16 protein-coding genes are annotated in these 15533 nt (G+C 69.3%); 2 read left to right on the top strand and 14 right to left on the bottom strand.

What is annotated here, in order from left to right; translation table 11 throughout:
• Positions 1–88 precede the first annotated feature (88 nt).
• Complete coding sequence (locus DES41_RS08045) at positions 89–343, top strand: hypothetical protein (RefSeq protein ID WP_114467120.1); 255 nt, start codon at positions 89–91, stop codon at positions 341–343.
• 102 nt (positions 344–445) lie between these two features.
• Entirely contained in the window at positions 446–1582 is a 1137-nt protein-coding gene (locus DES41_RS08050; protein WP_114467121.1) for a patatin-like phospholipase family protein, read from the top strand.
• 132 nt (positions 1583–1714) lie between these two features.
• Here DES41_RS08050 and DES41_RS08055 read toward each other — a convergent pair whose 3' ends face one another.
• The 14 genes from DES41_RS08055 to DES41_RS08125 form a co-directional block, all read right to left on the bottom strand.
• Positions 1715–2155 carry a hypothetical protein gene (locus DES41_RS08055; RefSeq protein WP_114467122.1) on the bottom strand — a complete coding sequence of 147 codons (441 nt, stop codon included), beginning with the start codon at positions 2153–2155 and terminating at the stop codon, positions 1715–1717.
• 295 nt (positions 2156–2450) lie between these two features.
• Positions 2451–4283, bottom strand: coding sequence for a malto-oligosyltrehalose trehalohydrolase (gene treZ, locus DES41_RS08060; RefSeq protein ID WP_114467123.1), 1833 nt, complete (start codon positions 4281–4283; stop codon positions 2451–2453).
• A gap of 294 nt (positions 4284–4577) precedes the next feature.
• The gene (locus DES41_RS08065; RefSeq protein WP_114467124.1) at positions 4578–5069 is read right to left on the bottom strand and encodes a hypothetical protein; all 492 of its coding nucleotides are present in this window, start codon (positions 5067–5069) and stop codon (positions 4578–4580) included.
• A gap of 203 nt (positions 5070–5272) precedes the next feature.
• Positions 5273–5431 (bottom strand): DUF2474 family protein, encoded by a 159-nt coding sequence (locus DES41_RS08070; RefSeq protein WP_245965619.1) that lies wholly within the window; start codon positions 5429–5431, stop codon positions 5273–5275.
• A gap of 55 nt (positions 5432–5486) precedes the next feature.
• Positions 5487–6494: a cytochrome d ubiquinol oxidase subunit II gene (gene cydB, locus DES41_RS08075; RefSeq protein ID WP_114467126.1), complete on the bottom strand. Its 1008-nt coding sequence runs from the start codon at positions 6492–6494 to the stop codon at positions 5487–5489.
• Positions 6484–7929, bottom strand: coding sequence for a cytochrome ubiquinol oxidase subunit I (locus DES41_RS08080; RefSeq protein ID WP_114467127.1), 1446 nt, complete (start codon positions 7927–7929; stop codon positions 6484–6486). Before DES41_RS08080 ends, cydB begins: the two co-directional genes overlap by 11 nt.
• A gap of 285 nt (positions 7930–8214) precedes the next feature.
• The gene (locus DES41_RS08085; protein WP_114467128.1) at positions 8215–9129 is read right to left on the bottom strand and encodes an alpha/beta fold hydrolase; all 915 of its coding nucleotides are present in this window, start codon (positions 9127–9129) and stop codon (positions 8215–8217) included.
• 470 nt (positions 9130–9599) lie between these two features.
• A complete protein-coding gene (locus DES41_RS38720) occupies positions 9600–9830 on the bottom strand; it encodes an amidohydrolase family protein (protein ID WP_114467130.1) in 231 nt (76 codons plus the stop codon).
• Positions 9831–9848: 18 nt separating this feature from the next.
• Positions 9849–11006, bottom strand: coding sequence for an ABC transporter substrate-binding protein (locus DES41_RS08100; RefSeq protein WP_114467131.1), 1158 nt, complete (start codon positions 11004–11006; stop codon positions 9849–9851).
• Positions 11007–11038: 32 nt separating this feature from the next.
• Positions 11039–11746, bottom strand: coding sequence for an ABC transporter ATP-binding protein (locus tag DES41_RS08105; RefSeq protein WP_114467132.1), 708 nt, complete (start codon positions 11744–11746; stop codon positions 11039–11041).
• Positions 11733–12527 carry an ABC transporter ATP-binding protein gene (locus DES41_RS08110; protein WP_114467133.1) on the bottom strand — a complete coding sequence of 265 codons (795 nt, stop codon included), beginning with the start codon at positions 12525–12527 and terminating at the stop codon, positions 11733–11735. Before DES41_RS08110 ends, DES41_RS08105 begins: the two co-directional genes overlap by 14 nt.
• Positions 12520–13527 carry a branched-chain amino acid ABC transporter permease gene (locus DES41_RS08115; protein ID WP_114467134.1) on the bottom strand — a complete coding sequence of 336 codons (1008 nt, stop codon included), beginning with the start codon at positions 13525–13527 and terminating at the stop codon, positions 12520–12522. The genes DES41_RS08110 and DES41_RS08115 overlap by 8 nt, the downstream gene beginning before the upstream one ends.
• Positions 13527–14390, bottom strand: a complete 864-nt coding sequence (locus DES41_RS08120; RefSeq protein WP_114467135.1) for a branched-chain amino acid ABC transporter permease — start codon at positions 14388–14390, stop codon at positions 13527–13529. The genes DES41_RS08115 and DES41_RS08120 overlap by 1 nt, the downstream gene beginning before the upstream one ends.
• Before the next feature lie 87 nt (positions 14391–14477).
• Positions 14478–15494 (bottom strand): amidohydrolase family protein, encoded by a 1017-nt coding sequence (locus tag DES41_RS08125; protein WP_114467136.1) that lies wholly within the window; start codon positions 15492–15494, stop codon positions 14478–14480.
• Positions 15495–15533 lie beyond the last annotated feature (39 nt).

Below are 15533 nucleotides of genomic sequence, written 5' to 3' on the forward strand. Positions count from 1 at the left end.
CCCTTCCAACACCACACCGCCCCGGCGCTGCTGCCGACCGCAGCGCGGGCCTCCACGCCCCGGCCCGCCGCGCGCCGGCGGTACAAGATTGCTGAGCGCCGACACGCGGGCCGGCCCGCTCCAAGTGCAGGCCGAGGCCCTGAGCCCGCGCGCCGCGCGGATCGCTGCCTCGCTACTGGCCGACGAGCCGCTGGTGCCGACGGATCTGCGCGCAGCGCTGCACACGGCGCTGGTGGCTGGCGATGCCGACAGCGATGGCCCGCCCATCTGGCACCGCGGCGACCCCGATGGCGAGGCTGCGTGCCGCTTCGTCGACGCCTGCAGGGCCGCCTGTGCCCCATAGCGCCGCACTGCCCCGCCCCTGCCGCCGCCGCTGCAGGCGTGGAGCGGCGGGCACCCCCTGCGTCCCGCCCGCACCGCCGGCCACCAGCACCGGGGCCGCGCCATGAAGCGGCTGCAACTGGCGCTGCAGGGCGGCGGCGCCCATGGCGCCTTCACCTGGGGTGTGCTGGACCGTCTGCTGGACGAGCCCGACATCGCCATCGAGGGTGTCAGCGGCACCAGCGCCGGCGCGCTCAACGGCGCCGTGCTGGTGTGCGGCCTGCACGCGGGTGGCCCGCAGGTGGCCAAGCAACGGCTGGCGCGCCTGTGGCACGACATCGCGGCGGTCGGCGCGCCGCTGACCTGGCTGCTGACGCCGCTGCGCAAGCCCGGCCTGGGCGTGTGGGACGACGCAGCGCCGCTGCTCTCGCCCTACCAGACCAATCCCTTTGCCATGGAGCCGCTGCGCCGCGTGCTGGCAGGCCTGGTGGATGTGCAGACGCTCAACGCCAGCGCACCGACGCGCCTGCATGTCAACGCGCTCAACGCCCGGACCGGCGTGTGCCGGGTGTTCGGCCCCGGCGCACTCGGCATCGACGCCCTGCTCGCCTCGGCCTGCGCGCCGCTGCTGTTCCAGGCCGTCGAGATCGATGGCGAGCCGTACTGGGACGGCAGCTATGCCGCCAACCCCTTGCTGTGGCCGCTATTCCCACCCGAGCTGCAGGCCGACATCCTGCTGGTGGAACTGACGCCGCTGCGCCGCGACGATCTGCCCACCACGGCCAAGAACATCCTGAACCGCATCAACGAGCTGGCCTCGATCCGCGGCCTGGTCGACGAGCTGCGGCTGCTGGAGCACCTCAACCGCAGCCATGCCCACGCCCACCTGCGCCTGCACGTGGTCAGCCTGGCCGAATCGGTGGAGCAGGCGGTGGCCGAGCCGTCCATCAAGCGGACCGTGGGGATGGATCTGTTCGAGATGCTGCGGGCCCAGGGCCACGCGGCGTGCGACCGCTGGCTTGCAGCGCATGGGCGCGCGCTGGGCCGCGAGGCCAGTGTGGATGTGCGGGCGAAGTACCTGGAGGGGTATGCGCAGCCGCATGGTTGGGGGGCGGGCTGGGATGAAGGCGTCGGGCGCCGAGGGCGCGACCATCCGAAGATGGCGTCGGAGAAACGGTCGTTAGCGCGGTGCGGTGACTGCGTCGGTAGCGCGGCCGCTGCCGTGGCAAGCCATGACAGCGGCAGCGCCAGATGCTCTTAGCGGACCAGGAAGGGCCGAGGTCATGAGCCAGTCGGCTGCTTCACGCCCTCTGTCGTCAACCTCATCGACGTGACATCAGCAGCGCAGCACTGGCGGCCATCGATGCCGCCAAGTCCACCGATGACGTCATGCTCAGACCTTGGCGAGGAAGGCCGCTGCATCACCTGCTTCGCACTGCCAGTCTGCGAAGACCCCGACCAGGTTGCATTCCACGCAGCGGCAGGCAATGTAGTACCACCGCACGTCATGTGTGCCTTCGGACACGGAGACGCCGGACACCAGCTCGAACACCTCGTTCTCGCACACGCACTCGTGCGCCTCAGGCGCGGCTTCGTCAACGTGGTCCTGGCTGTCGCCCATCAGGTGTTCCTGCCCGCAGTCGGTGCAGGTGCGGATTGCCACACCGGCTTCTTCATCGGTCTGCAGCGCGAAAGTCCGGCATCCGCAATCGCATTTGGACGTGGCGAACCGGACGGCCTCATGGCGATTCGCAACGCTGTAGCTGCGAAGTTCGGCTTGGGTGTCGCCGGACGTCGTCCCGTACCAGAACTTGCCCCTCTTCGTGAGTGCCATTGGTGCTGCTCCATTTCTCGAGATGGGCTTCCCGCCAGGCCTGATGCCGGGCTCGCCCCGTTCGTCTGGATTCTGCCTGGAGGCGCGGTGCGGGTGCTGGACGATCGCTGGCCGCGCCAGATGCCGATGAAGTCCCGGGTCGCGTTGACCGCCCCGGAACGCCGCCAGTTCTGCGCACCATCCACAGGCTCGGCAGCGCGCGCAGTTGCGCGGAATTGCCCAGCCCGCGGCAACACACCCAACCTGGCCGAACTGGCGCCTGGTCAGCCGGATCGGGCGCTACCCCCAGTGTGGTTCACAACGTGATCTCCGGGCCGATCTGCCAGCGCGCTGCCCAGGCCGGCCATGTGCCCTGCGGCGCATCGGCCGGCCAGCGCTGCGCGAACACGGGCGTGGTCTCCACCGGGCCGGCCGCGAGCGCTTCGACCTGCAGCGGCGCGTCGCCCAGGTTGACGTCGAGTTCCAGCACCAGCCCGTCCGCGTAGCGCCACTGCACGGCCAAGCCCGTGCTGCCCACCCGGCGGGCGGTGTGTTGGCCGGTCAGCAGCTTGTGTTGGCGTGGGCTGACCCAGCGGCGCCGCGCAACCAGCGCGCGGCGCACCAGGTCCCACTGCCGGCGGCCCTGCGGGCTGTCGCGCGCCAGCCAGTCCAGCCGGCTCATCGCGAAGGTGGCGACACTGCACGCGTCGGGCAGCACCTGGCCGCTGCCTTCGTCCACTGCATGGCCGAATTCGCGCTGGCGGCCCGCGCGCACCGCGTCGCGCAGTTCGCCCTGCCAGTCGGCGAAGTACAGGAACGGCGAGGCCGCGCCGAACTCCTCGCCGAAGAACAGCATCGGCGTGGCCGGCGTCAACAGCGCCAGCAAGGTCGCGAGCGGCGCGGCCTCGGCCGGCACCAGCTGCGACAGGCGCTCGCCGAACGCGCGGTTGCCCACCTGGTCGTGGTTGTGCGCGAAGTTCACCATGGCGCCCAGCGGCTGCGGGGGCGCCGGCACGCAGGCCTCGCGGCCACCGGCAGGCTTGCGCGCGGAGCCTTCGAACACCATGCCGTGCGTGAGCGAGCGGGCCAGCAGGTCCAGCGGCTCCTCGGCGTAGTCGCGGTAGTAGCCCGAGCACTCGCCGGTCAGCGCCACGTGCAGCACATGGTGGAAATCGTCGTTCCATTGCGCGTCGTAATGGCCGGGCTCGGGCCTGGGTGCCAGGCGGCTGTGTGCGTTGCGCTCGTTCTCCAGCGTCAGGTGCACGTGGCGGCCCGCTGCTGCGGCGCGCACGGCGGTGGCGATGTCCTGCACGATGTCGGGCTGGCTGGAGTCCACGATGGCATGCACGGCGTCCAGCCGCAGGCCGTCGATGTGGAACTCCTCCACCCAGTACAGCGCGTTGTGGACGAAGAACTCGCGCACCCAGCGGCTGTCGGCGCCGTCGAAATTGATGGCGGCGCCCCACGGGCTTTGGTGTGTCTGCGAGAAGAAGCCCGGCGCGTAGGCCGCAAGGAAATTGCCGTCCGGCCCGAAGTGGTTGTAGACGACGTCCATGAACACCATGAGGCCCAGCCGGTGCGCATGCTGCACGAAGGCGCGCAGGTCGTCCGGGCTGCCATAGGCGGAATGCGGTGCGAACGGCAGCACACCGTCGTAACCCCAGCCGAACTGCCCGCCGAATGCGGCCACCGGCATCAGTTCCACGGCGGTGATGCCCAGCGCGGCGAGGTCGGCCAGGCGCGTGGCAGCGCTGGCGAACGTGCCCTCGTGGGTGAACGTGCCGACATGCAGCTCGTACAGCACCACCTCGTTCCAGGGCCGGCCGCGCCAGTCGTCGTCCCACGCGAAGCGGGTGGCGTCCACCACGCAGCTGGGGCCATGCACGCCCTGCGGGTTGCTGCGGGAGGCCGGGTCGGGCACCAGCTGCCCGCCGTCGATGCGCCAGCGGTACAGCGTGCCGGCGCCGGCATCCGCCACGGTGCAGTGCCACCAGCCGTCGTCGCCGCGCGTGGCGTCCACGGTGCGAAGTGGCTCGGCCGTGCCGAGCACCAGGGCCGCGCTGTCGGTGGCGGGCGCCCAGAGGCGGAAGTCCACACCCCCGCCGGCGCGCACGCTGGCGCCGAAGGGCATCGAATGGGTCGATCGCATCGCCGTCATTTCCTTTGGAGTCGTGGGCCATGGGTGGGCAAGGCCCATGCCCGCCCATGTACTCGTGGCCGTGCCGCCAACGCAGTGGTGACGACCCCTGCATGCCGCGCGGAAAAATGTTCGGCAAGGCTTACAGGGCAGGCAGGGGCCGCGTGCCGGCGGGGCGCAGGCGGGAAAGCGCGCGCTTCATAGCAGCGCCCCACCTGCATCCGCGCGATGCACGGTGTCATCGCGCGTTTGTCAGCTGGCGGCGTGGCTTGCGTTCTGCAGGGCCCTTGGGCCTTTCTGGATGGATCAGCGGCCGGTACCGCCGCCGGAGCCGCCACCCATGCCGCCAGTTCCACTGCTCCCACCAGTGCCGCCGCCGCTGCCCGATCCCGTGCTGCCCGAGCCGGTGCTGCCCGAGCCGGTGCTGCCGCCCGAGCCGCCGGAACTGCCGCCCATGCCGCCGGTGCTGCCCCTGGCGGTGTTGTTGTTGCCGGATGTCGTGCCGCCGCTGCCCGTGGTGCCGCTGCGGTTCGTTCCACGGTCGGACATGCCGCTGTTGCCCCTGGAGCTGCCGGACGGGGCGCTGGCACCGGACCTGGCCCCGCCCGAGCCGGTCGTGGCGTCGTTGCGCGCCGCGCCGGCCGCACCGCCTGTCGTCCCGGAAGTGCCGCCCCCTGTGGTGCCTGTACCGGTGCTTTGCGCCTGCACGAATGCCGGCGCGGCGGCGATGGCAGCCACGACGAGGCAGGCCGAGATGGTGGAACGGCCCGAGCGCCGGCTGGTCTGGATCGATTGCATGAAAGGTCTCCGTTTGAGGGTGCGTGCGTGGATCGACGACGCCGATGGCGTCCATCCCGTGCCGGAATCGCAATGCCGAAAGAAAGCGCACCCAGCGCACACCCGTGTCGGACAACGCCTCGCCGAAGCCCGCGACCAGGCCGGAACGCGCCCGCATCGGCCCGACCGCCCGCGTCCTCAGCTGAAGCGGGTCGGCGGCACGTTCAGGTGGACCAGCCCATGGCCCCCATCAGCAGCCGCAGCAGGGCTGCGGCACCTGCCAGCGTGGCCACGCTGACGCCCCAGATCGCCACCATCCAGCCGATGCGGCTCAGCCACTGGCGCGGCGACGCAGGCGGCGGTGCGAGGGGCCGCCCGCGCAAGCCCCTGCGCGATGGTGCGTGCACACCTGTGGGCGCTGCCCCACGTGGCGGGCTCTCAGTGGTAGCCATCGCCGTGCCGCACCTTGCCGCGGAACACCCAGTAGCTCCAGGCCGTGTACATGAGGATGATGGGGATGATCAGCAGCGCTCCCACCAGCGCGAAGCCCAGGCTCTGCGCCGGGCCTGCGGCCTGCCAGATCGAGATGTCCGGCGGGATCACGTTGGGCCACAGGCTGATGCCCAGGCCGGAGTAGCCCAGGAACAGCAGGCACAACGTCAGCACGAACGGCGAGGCGTGGCCGTGCCCCGGCACCTCCCTCAGCAGCCGCCACACCACCAGCCCCACCAGCGCCGGCACCGGCGCCAGGTACAGGATGTTCGGCAGGCTGAACCAGCGGGCCGCGATGGCGGCGTGCTGCAGCGGCGTCCACACGCTCAGCGCCACGATCACGCCGAACATCGTCCACACCAGCGGCATCGCCAGCCGGCGCATGCGCTGCTGCAGCGCGCCCTCGGTCTTCATGATGAGCCAGGTGGCGCCCAGCAGCGCGTAGGCGGCGATCAGCGCCAGGCCGGTGAACAGCGAGAACGGGCTCACCCAGTCGAAGGAGCCGCCCGCGAAGTTGCCGTCGGCCACCTTCAGCCCGTTCAGGAAGGCGCCCAGCGTCACGCCCTGGAAGAACGTGGCGGTGACCGAGCCACCGATGAAGGCCGCGTCCCACCAGCGGCGCTTGCCGGCCCGCGCCTTGAAGCGGAACTCGAACGCCACGCCACGGAACACGAGGCCGATCAGCATCAGGATCAGCGGCAGGTAGAACGCGCTCAGGATCACCGCATACGCCAGCGGGAACGCCGCCAGCAGCCCCGCGCCGCCCAGCACCAGCCAGGTCTCGTTGCCGTCCCACACGGGCGCCACGGTGTTCATCATCACGTCGCGGTCTTCCTTCGCCTGCACGAACGGAAACAGGATGCCGATGCCCAGGTCGAAGCCGTCCATCACCACGTACATCATGATGCCGAACAGGATGATCACGGCCCACACCAGGGGAAGGTCAATGCCCATGGCGGTGCTCCGGTGCGGCGGTGTCGCCGTGTGCGTCCACTCCCTCGGTCGCCGCCGACAGCGGGCGCATCGGGTGGCGCGGCTCGCCGGGCCCGCCCTGTACCGGCAGGTCGCCTTCGTCCGATGCGGGGCCCTTGGTGATGAGCCGCAGCCCATAGGCCGTGCCGGCGCCGAACACCACGCAATACACCACCACGAAGAGCGCCAGCGTGAAACCGACCTGCGTCGCCGAGTGCTGCGGCGAGGCGGCGTCTGCGGTGCGCATGAGCCCGTGCACGATCCAGGGCTGCCGGCCGATCTCGGTGGTGTACCAGCCGGCCAGGATGGCCACCAACCCCGCTGGCGACAGCGCCAGCGCGAAGCGCAGGAAGCCGCGTTGCGAGAACAGCCGCTGCCCGCGCCGCAGCCACAGGCCCCACGCCGACAGCGCGATCATCAGCAGCCCCAGGCCCACCATCAGGCGGAAGGTCCAGAACACGATGGTCGCGTTGGGCCGGTCCGCGGGCGCGAAGTCCTTCAGCGCCGGGATGCGGCCGTCCCAGCTGTGCGTCAGCAGCAGGCTGCCGGCGCGCGGGATCTCCACGGCGTAGCGCGTGGTTTCGGCCGCCATGTCGGGCAGGCCGAACAGGATCAGCGGCACGCCTTCGCCTTCGGCGCCATGCTCCCAGTGCCCCTCGATGGCGGCCAGCTTGGCAGGCTGGTACTGCAGCGTGTTCAGGCCGTGCTGGTCGCCGATGAAGGCCTGGATGGGCGTGGCGGCCAGCAACATCCACATGGCCATGGACAGCATGGTGCGGATGCGCGTGTTGTCGTTGCCGCGCAGCAGGTGCCAGGCCGCGGCGCCGGCCACCATGAGCGCCGTGGCGATGTACGAGGCCACCACCGTGTGCGTGAGCCGGTAGGGGAACGAGGGGTTGAAGATCACGCGCAGCCAGTCCACCGGCACCACCCGCCCGTCGATGATCTCGTGGCCCTGCGGCGTGTGCATCCAGCTGTTGGAGGCCAGGATCCAGGTGGCCGAGACCAGCGTGCCGAGCGCCACCGCGAGCGTGGACACGAAATGCAAGGCCGGCCCCACGCGCTCGCGCCCGAACAGCATCACGCCCAGGAAACCCGCCTCGAGGAAGAACGCTGTCAGCACCTCGTAGGCCAGCAAGGGGCCGGTCACGCCGCCCGCGAAGCGCGAGAAGTTGCTCCAGTTGGTGCCGAACTGGTAGGCCATCACCAGGCCCGACACCACGCCCATGCCGAAGGCCACGGCGAACACCTTGATCCAGAACTGGTAGAGGTCCAGGTACACCTTGCGGCCCGTGCGCAGCCACAGCCCTTCCAGCACGGCGAGGTAGCTGGCCAAGCCGATGGTCAATGCCGGAAACACGATGTGGAACGAGATCGTGAATCCGAACTGGATGCGGGAAAGCGTGATCGGGTCCATCTAGAGGAAAACCTTGGTGAGCCCACGGCGCACATGACGTCTGCACGCTGCATCGGCCTGCGCATTGCACTGCGGATCGGCGTGCGCGGGAAGAGGGCATTTTGTCTACCGCCGCGCGGGCCGTGCGCCACCCACGGCCGCAACGCTGGGGGCAAACGGCGTGCCTGCTGCTCGCGCTGGCACGGCTGCGGCCACCGCGCTAGTGCACACCGACCTGTGCCCGGAGCGGTGACGGGAGCGCAGGCATGCGTGCGCTTGCGGTCGCAGGCCAGCTGCTCTCTCCGTTCACGCCGCTGTCTCCGCGGTGGCCGGTGGGTCTGCACTGTCGGCGTCCGGCGGTGCTGCCCGGCGCAGGAAATCGATGGTGCGCCTCGCCACCCGCTCGGGCTCCTCGTGGTGGAGCCAGTGGCTGGCCTGCGGCAGGTGCACCGATGCTCCTTGCCGGCAAACGCGCAGCCCGGCCTCCGCCAGTCCGGCGTCGAGCGCAAGGTCGCGGTCGCCCCAGATCACCTGCACCGGCACATCGATCGTCGACATGAGCGACCGCGACCATGGCAGCGCGCGGTACCAGTTGAGCATGCCGGTGAGTGCACCTTCCGCGCGCCAGGCTTGCCGGTAAGCGGCCAGCCGCGCCGGGTCGAACGTGCCGGGGCGGCTGCTGCCGGTGAGAAGGCGCTGGAGCAGCGCGTTGTCGTGCGCACCGAGCAGCCACTCGGGCACGCCCGGCATCTGGAAAAAGGCGACGTAGGTGCTGCGCAGCAGCTGCATTGGATGCACCAGGCTGAAACCCGGCAGGCTGCCGGGGTGCGGCGCATTGAGGATGCAGGCGGCGCGCACCCGTCGTGCATCGCGGGCGGCCAGGTGCCAGGCCACCACTCCGCCCCAATCGTGGCCGACCACGGCGAAGCGCGCATGGCCAAGCGCGGTGCTCAGATGCAGCACGTCATCGGCCAGGACATCGAGCGCGTAGGCGCGCAGCCCAGCGGGTTTGTCACTGCGGCCGTAGCCGCGCTGGTCCGGTGCCGCCACGCGCCAGCCTTCGGCGGCCAGGGCGCCGGCCAGTGCCGTCCAGGCGTCGCCGGTTTCGGGAAAGCCATGCAGCAGGATCACGAGCGGCGCGCCCTCGGCGCCTTGCACACGGACGTGCAAGCTCAGCCCGTTGGCCGACATGCGGCGCGCGATGGCGGCGTCGGCAGTCATCGGCAGGGCTTTCGGCGTCGTTGGTGCAGCATGCCCCGGCAGCAGCAAACGGGATGCCCGACTGTTGCCCAGGCCCTGTCGCCGGGCACCTCAATTGCCCGGCTAGCGCCATGCCATCGACCTCTTCCCCCTCCTCCACCCCACAGGATGCCTCTCTGGCACGCCCCGGCGACGAGACACCGGCAGGCACGCCGCAGAGCGCCGAGGGTATCTGCCCACGATGCGGCGGCAGCGGCCGCGTCGCGGACGCCGAGTGTCCCAATTGCGCGGGCAGCGGCACCGTGACCGTCATCGTCGGCGACGCATGAGGCATGGCACGTGCGCAGGCCTTCCCGCGAGCCCAAGGGGAAAGCCCCTTGGGCGTCGACATCAACGGGACGCACGTGACGGATCGGCTTGCCGCGATCGATCGCTGCGACCTGTCGCTGTGACGCCCCATGAATGCAGGGAAGTCGCAAGCTCACCCTCCTTCAGATCCGGTACACCCTCGCTGCGGTGTCATGGAACATGGCGTGCTGCTCCCCCTCCGAATACCTCGCCGCGATCTTCTTCATCGCGTTCCAGTAGCTCACGTAAGGCAGCGAGCGCCGGTCCATCGGGAAGTTGCTTTCGAACATGCAGCGCTGCGGACCGAAGCACTCGATGGTGTGCCGGTAGCAGCGCCCCTGGGCCTCGGCCAGTTCGCCTGACCGGGCGGGCAGCGCCGTGCCGGCAGGCGCCTACTTCAGCGAGTTCAGCATGACTTCCCGGATCTTGCCGTCTTCCACTACGGCGGCCCGGCCGTCAGCCTCCGAGCTACCTGTGGCGTCGACGCCGGACACCCCGAACATGTTCTCCCTGCGCGGCATGGTCTTGAAGGCCTCGTTGAGCTTGGCGCGGATGGCCGTGGCGTCGGTCACGCTGCCGGCCAGCTTCATGGCCAGGGCGGTGGCATGGACGGCGCTGTAGTTCAGGGAGGTCTCCGAGGTCACGAGCCGGTTCGGGTACAGCTTCTGGAAGCGCTGCACGAAGGCGACCGACTCGGGCAGCTTGTCTTCCATCACAGGCAGCACGCCGATGGCGCCGTTGAGCGAGCCATAGCCTCCGCTGACCTTGGCGACCTCGTCCAGCTTGGCCTGATCGATCAGGATGAAGCCGCCCTTGAAGCCGAGCTCGCGCGCCTGCTTGACGACCAGACCGGTCGGCTCCGAAGGCCCGCCGATGAACATCACGTCGGGCTTGCCCGCCAGTGCGCGGCTGACCCCGCTGTAGAAGTCCGTCGCCCGGGTGTAGCTCATGGGGTTGTCGGCGACGACCTTGCCGCCGGCCTTCTCGAGCAGGGGCTTGAACGCGGCGTTCCAGGCCTTGGCGTAGTCATGGTCGGCATCGGCGATGGCCACGTTCTTGCCGAACTTCTTCGTCGTGTAGTTGATGAACGGCTCGATGTAGGAGGTGAAGTCCGGCGGAATCCGCAAGGTCAGCTTGTTGCCGCGTGCGGTGATCTGCGGTGTGCTGCTATAGGCCAGCACCAGGTACTTCTGCGCTTCGTTGTTGGTCTGCAGGGCATAGATGCCGCCCGAGTGCGGCACGAGAACGGCCGGCGTCTTGCTCTCCTGCACGAGGCGTTGTGCGTTGATGGCGGTCTCCGACGGGTTGTACTTGTCGTCCAGCGCGGCGATCTCCAGCTTGTACTTCTTGCCGGCGACCTCGAACCCTGCAGCATTGATTTCGTCCACGGCCATGTTCATGCCGTCCAGCACGTTCTTGCCGTACAGGGCGGCGCCGCCGCTCAAAGGGCCTGAAAAGCCGATCTTCACGACCTCCTGCGCCATTGCAGGGGCGGTGAGCACCAGCCCGGCGGCGAGTGCGGTGGCAAGACGGTTCGGTTGCAAACGCATGGCAGTCTCCTTCGTGTGTAAAAAATAAACGCTCAGGCGCCGATGTAGGCGCGCCGCACGGCTTCGTTGTTGAGCAGGCTTTCGCGGTCGCCTTCGAGCACGATGCGTCCACGCTCCAGCACATAGGCGCGGTGCGCGATCCGCAGTGCCGCGAACGCGTTCTGCTCGGCCAGCAGCACCGTGGTGCCGGCCTGGTTGATGCGCTGGATGACCTCGAACACCATCTTGACCACCAGCGGCGCCAGACCGAGCGAGGGTTCGTCCAGCAGCAGCGCCTTGGGCCGGCCCATCAGTGCGCGGCCAATGGCCACCATCTGCTGCTGGCCACCGCTCAGAGAGCCGGCCGGGTCGTCCTTCTTCTCGTCGAGGATGGGGAACATCCCCAGCACCTCGTCCAGCACCTTCTGGTTGCCGGCTCGGTCGCTGCGGTGCACGTAGGCGCCCAGCGTGAGGTTCTTCAGCACCGACATCTGCGGGAACAGCTTGCGCCCCTCGGGGCACTGCACCACGCCGGACGCCACGATCTGCGACGGCTTCATGCCGACGAGTTCCCGGTTCTGGAACTTGATGCTGCCGCCGGCGGCCTTGTGCAGGCCGCTGGCGGTCAGGAAGATCGAACTCTTGCCGGCACCGTTCGCGCCCAGCAGCACCACGAGCTCGCCCTCGCGCGCATGCAGGTTCACGCCATCCAGCGCACGGAAGCTGCCGTAGTTGAGGCTGACCTGGTCAAGCGCGAGCATCAGCAGCCTCCAGGTGGTCGATCCCCGCGTGGTCGGTGCCGAGGTAGGCATCGATCACGGCCGGATTGCGGCGGATCTCGGCCGGCGTGCCCTCGGCGATGCGCTCGCCATGGTTCAGCACCAGGATCTTGTCGGCCAGGCTCATGATCATGTCCATCTTGTGCTCGATCAGGCAGACGGTGAGCCCGCTCTTCACCATCTTGCGGATCAGCTCGGCGAGCCCGAGCGTCTCGTCCGGGTTGACGCCGCCGGCAGGCTCGTCCAGCAGCACCAGCGACGGGTCGGTCGACAAGGCCAGCGCGAAGGCCAGGCGCTTGCGCTCTTCCTGCGAGATGTCGCCGGCCACCCGGTGCTCCAGGTGCGCCAGGCCGACGAAGTCGAGCGCCGCACGCGCCTTCTCGCGGCAGACCTGCTCCTCCTGCCGCAGCCGCCGGGAGCCGACCAGCACATCCCACAGACCGGAGCGCGTGCGCAGGCGGTGGCCCACGATCAGGTTGTCGAGCACGCTGGCCACGTCGAACAGCGTCGTGGTCTGGAAGGTGCGGGCGATGCCCAGGCGTGCCATCTGGTCCGCCGGCAGGTTGGTGACATCCTGGCCCTTGAAGACGATGCGCCCGCTGGTGGGCCGGTGCACGCCATTGATGAGGTTGAAGAAAGTGGTCTTGCCGGCGCCGTTGGGGCCGATGATGGCGTTGATGCGGCCGGCCTCGATCGTGGTGCTGACGTCGTGGACGGCCGCCAGGCCGCCGAAGCGCTTCGTGAGGTGGCTGATCTCAAGCATGGCGGTTCCCTCCAACCGTTGCGCTGGGTGGACTGGGTGCGCGTGGCGCGCGCTGTGCCGCGGCCCGGCGCACGCGCCAGGCCAGGAAGCTCCCAACGATGCCGTGCGGCACGAAGATCACCAGCAGGATGAGGATCGGCCCGAACACGATGAAGCGGTACTCCTGCAGGAACTGCAGGTACTGCGCGAGCCAGGGCATCATGATGGCGCCGACCAGCGGCCCGAGCAGGGTGCCCAGGCCGCCGACGATCATGGACACCGTCATGTCGAAGGTGGTCTCCACGCCCGCCAGGCCCGGGCCGAGGAAGCGCACGAAGCCGGCGTAGAGCCCGCCGGCCATGCCCGCGTAGAACACCGACAGCATGAAGGCCAGCAGCTTGGTGCGCATCGGGTTGATGCCGATCGACTCGGCCAGGGCGTCGCTGTTGCGGATGGCCATGAACGAGCGTCCGAGCAGCGAGCGCGTGATGCGGTGCATCAGCCAGACACCCACCACGAGCACGGCGAACACGAGGTAGTACAGCGACAGCGGCGTCTCGAAGCGCAGCGGGCCGATCGGCGACGGCACCGGGATGCCGATGATGCCGACCGGGCCGTGCGTCAGGCTGTCCCACTTCTCGATGACGAGGAACATGATGTAGCCCACCGACATCGTGAAGATCGAGAAGAAGTGCCCCTTCAGCCGCAGCGACACGATGCCGACGAAGAAGCCCAGCACGGTGGCGAAGACGCCCGACAGCGCAAAGGCGATCCAGAACGGCACCTGGTGGTCCACCGTCAGGATGCCCACGGTGTAGGCACCGACCGCCATGAAGCCGCTGTGGGCCAGGTTGAACTGGCCCGTGTAGCCCACGATCAGGTTCAGGCCCAGGGTGGCCAGCGCGAAGATGTAGGCGGTCGACATCACCGTGAGGTGGTAGTCGTTGCGGGCCAGCAGGGGGAACGCCAGGCCGGCCGCGAACAGCACGGCCCAGCCGATGCGTGCAGCGCCCGGGCTCATCAGTGCGCCCCCTTCGAGAAGATGCCCTGCGGACGCAGCGACAGGATCAGCACCAGGATGGCGAAGGCGATGATGTCCTTGTAGTCGGTCGAGATGTAGAAGGCGCCGAAGCTCTCGGCGAAGCCGATGATCAGGCCGCCGACGATGGCCCCCGGCACGCTGCCCATGCCGCCCAGGATGATGATGACGAAGGCCTTGGTGATCACCAGGTTGCCCATGGCCGGAAAGACCAGGTTGATCGGCGCGAACAAGGCCGCCGCCACGGCCGCGAGCGCGCCCGAGATCGCGAATGTCAGCATGGCGACGCGGTTGGCATCGATGCCCACCAGCGAGGCACCGTCGCGGTTCTGCGCCATGGCGACGATGGTCGAGCCCATGACCGTGCGCGTGAGGAACAGATGCAGTGCCAGCATCAATGCAAAGGCAGCACCGATGATCAGCAAGCGCTGCACCGGCGCCGTGACGCCGGCCACCTCGACCATGCCGCCATAGGGCGTCGGCATGCGGTGGAATTCAGCACCCCAGATGGCTTGCGCACCGGCCTCCAGGAACAGCAGCAGGCCGATGGCCGCGATCATGGGGTGCAGCCCGCTGGCGTTGCGCAAGGGGTGGAACACCAGGCGCTCGGCCAGCGTGGCCAGCACCGCCACGCACAGCGCGGCACCGGCCATGGCCACCCAGTAGTTCAGCCCCCACGCCACCATGAGGTGGAACGAGGCGAACGCACCCACCATGTAGAACGCGCCGTGCGCAAAGTTGGGCACACGCAGGATGCCGTAGACCAGCGTCAGCCCGAGTGCCACCAGGCTGTAGATGCCGCCCAGCGTCAGGCCGTTGAGAACCTGCTGAAAGAAAAGCTCCATCTCGTCTCCATTCTTTGAGGTGTGCGCCGCGCGTGCGGTCTGCGCAGCACGGCGTGAAGCGGTGGCTCCATGCCTGCGCTGCGAGGTTCAGATCCGGTACACCCTCGCTGCGGTGTCATGGAACATGGCGTGCTGCTCGCCCTCCGAATACCCCGCCGCGATCTTCTTCATCGCGTTCCAGTAGCTCACGTACGGCAGCGAGCGCCGGTCTACCGGGAAGTTGCTTTCGAACATGCAGCGCTGCGGACCGAAGCACTCGATGGTGTGCCGGTAGTAGCGTCCCTGGGCCTCGACCAGTTCGTCCGAATGGGCCGGCAGCGCGCGCCGGTCCCAGCCGAAGCCGTTGTCGGGCATGGCCAGGCCGCCCAGCTTGGCGACCACGTTGGGGCAGCGCGCGATTTCTGCGATGTCGCGCTGCCACTGGCTGAAGATCGCGTCGCGCTGGCCGGCATACGCGCCCACGCCCAGCGGCGTGCCGAAGTGGTCCAGCACCAGCGTCGTGCCCGGCACGGCGCGCGCCAGCGCGGCGAAGTCGGCGTTCTGGTGGTGGTAGTGCCAGGTGTCGTAGGTGTGGCCCAGGCGGCCCAGCAGGGCCACGCCGGCGCGAAAATCGGCGTCGGCGTACAGGCCTTCGCTGCCGCGGCCGGGGATGGTCAGGGCCTCGGGGTTGGCGTCGCGCGCGCCGGCATGGCGGATGCCGCGGAACAGGCCCTGCGCCGCATCGGCCTGTGCGGCCAGCACCTCGCGCAGCTGCGCCTCGCCCTGGCGCAGGTCGGCGTGGCCGACGAAGCCGGCGATCTCGGCGCCGCCACCGCCCTCGCGGCTGGCGCGCGCGATGCCGGCCACGAACTCGGCCTCCCCCACGCTGCGCAGGTGCTCGGGGCCGTCGGCGCGGTAGCTGGCCCGGCACTCGATGAACACGGTCTTCTGGATGTTGTGGCCGCCGCCCGTGTCGGCCCACAGCTGGCCGAGCAGGTAGGGGCCCCAGTCGCCGCGCGCCACCCACAGGTGGTGGTGCGGGTCGATGATGGGGCGGTCGGGGTCGATCGCCTCTTCGCGCACCTGGTTCAGCCAGGCCTGCGAGCCGGGGGCAGGTTGGGTCATCGTTCAGTCTCCAGCAGTTGTGGTTCGGTTGCGGTGGAA

Source organism: Pseudorhodoferax soli (assembly GCF_003337555.1).
GTDB classification, from domain to species: Bacteria; Pseudomonadota; Gammaproteobacteria; order Burkholderiales; family Burkholderiaceae_C; genus Pseudorhodoferax; species Pseudorhodoferax soli.

Coding starts and splice junctions, on each gene's coding strand:
- DES41_RS08050 (WP_114467121.1), top strand. CDS start 446: ATGAAGCGGCTGCAACTGGCGCTGCAGGGCGGCGGCGCCCATGGCGCC.
- DES41_RS08055 (WP_114467122.1), bottom strand. CDS start 2,155: ATGGCACTCACGAAGAGGGGCAAGTTCTGGTACGGGACGACGTCCGGC.
- treZ (WP_114467123.1), bottom strand. CDS start 4,283: ATGCGATCGACCCATTCGATGCCCTTCGGCGCCAGCGTGCGCGCCGGC.
- DES41_RS08065 (WP_114467124.1), bottom strand. CDS start 5,069: ATGCAATCGATCCAGACCAGCCGGCGCTCGGGCCGTTCCACCATCTCG.
- cydB (WP_114467126.1), bottom strand. CDS start 6,494: ATGGGCATTGACCTTCCCCTGGTGTGGGCCGTGATCATCCTGTTCGGC.
- DES41_RS08080 (WP_114467127.1), bottom strand. CDS start 7,929: ATGGACCCGATCACGCTTTCCCGCATCCAGTTCGGATTCACGATCTCG.
- DES41_RS08085 (WP_114467128.1), bottom strand. CDS start 9,129: ATGACTGCCGACGCCGCCATCGCGCGCCGCATGTCGGCCAACGGGCTG.
- DES41_RS08100 (WP_114467131.1), bottom strand. CDS start 11,006: ATGCGTTTGCAACCGAACCGTCTTGCCACCGCACTCGCCGCCGGGCTG.
- DES41_RS08105 (WP_114467132.1), bottom strand. CDS start 11,746: ATGCTCGCGCTTGACCAGGTCAGCCTCAACTACGGCAGCTTCCGTGCG.
- DES41_RS08110 (WP_114467133.1), bottom strand. CDS start 12,527: ATGCTTGAGATCAGCCACCTCACGAAGCGCTTCGGCGGCCTGGCGGCC.
- DES41_RS08115 (WP_114467134.1), bottom strand. CDS start 13,527: ATGAGCCCGGGCGCTGCACGCATCGGCTGGGCCGTGCTGTTCGCGGCC.
- DES41_RS08120 (WP_114467135.1), bottom strand. CDS start 14,390: ATGGAGCTTTTCTTTCAGCAGGTTCTCAACGGCCTGACGCTGGGCGGC.
- DES41_RS08125 (WP_114467136.1), bottom strand. CDS start 15,494: ATGACCCAACCTGCCCCCGGCTCGCAGGCCTGGCTGAACCAGGTGCGC.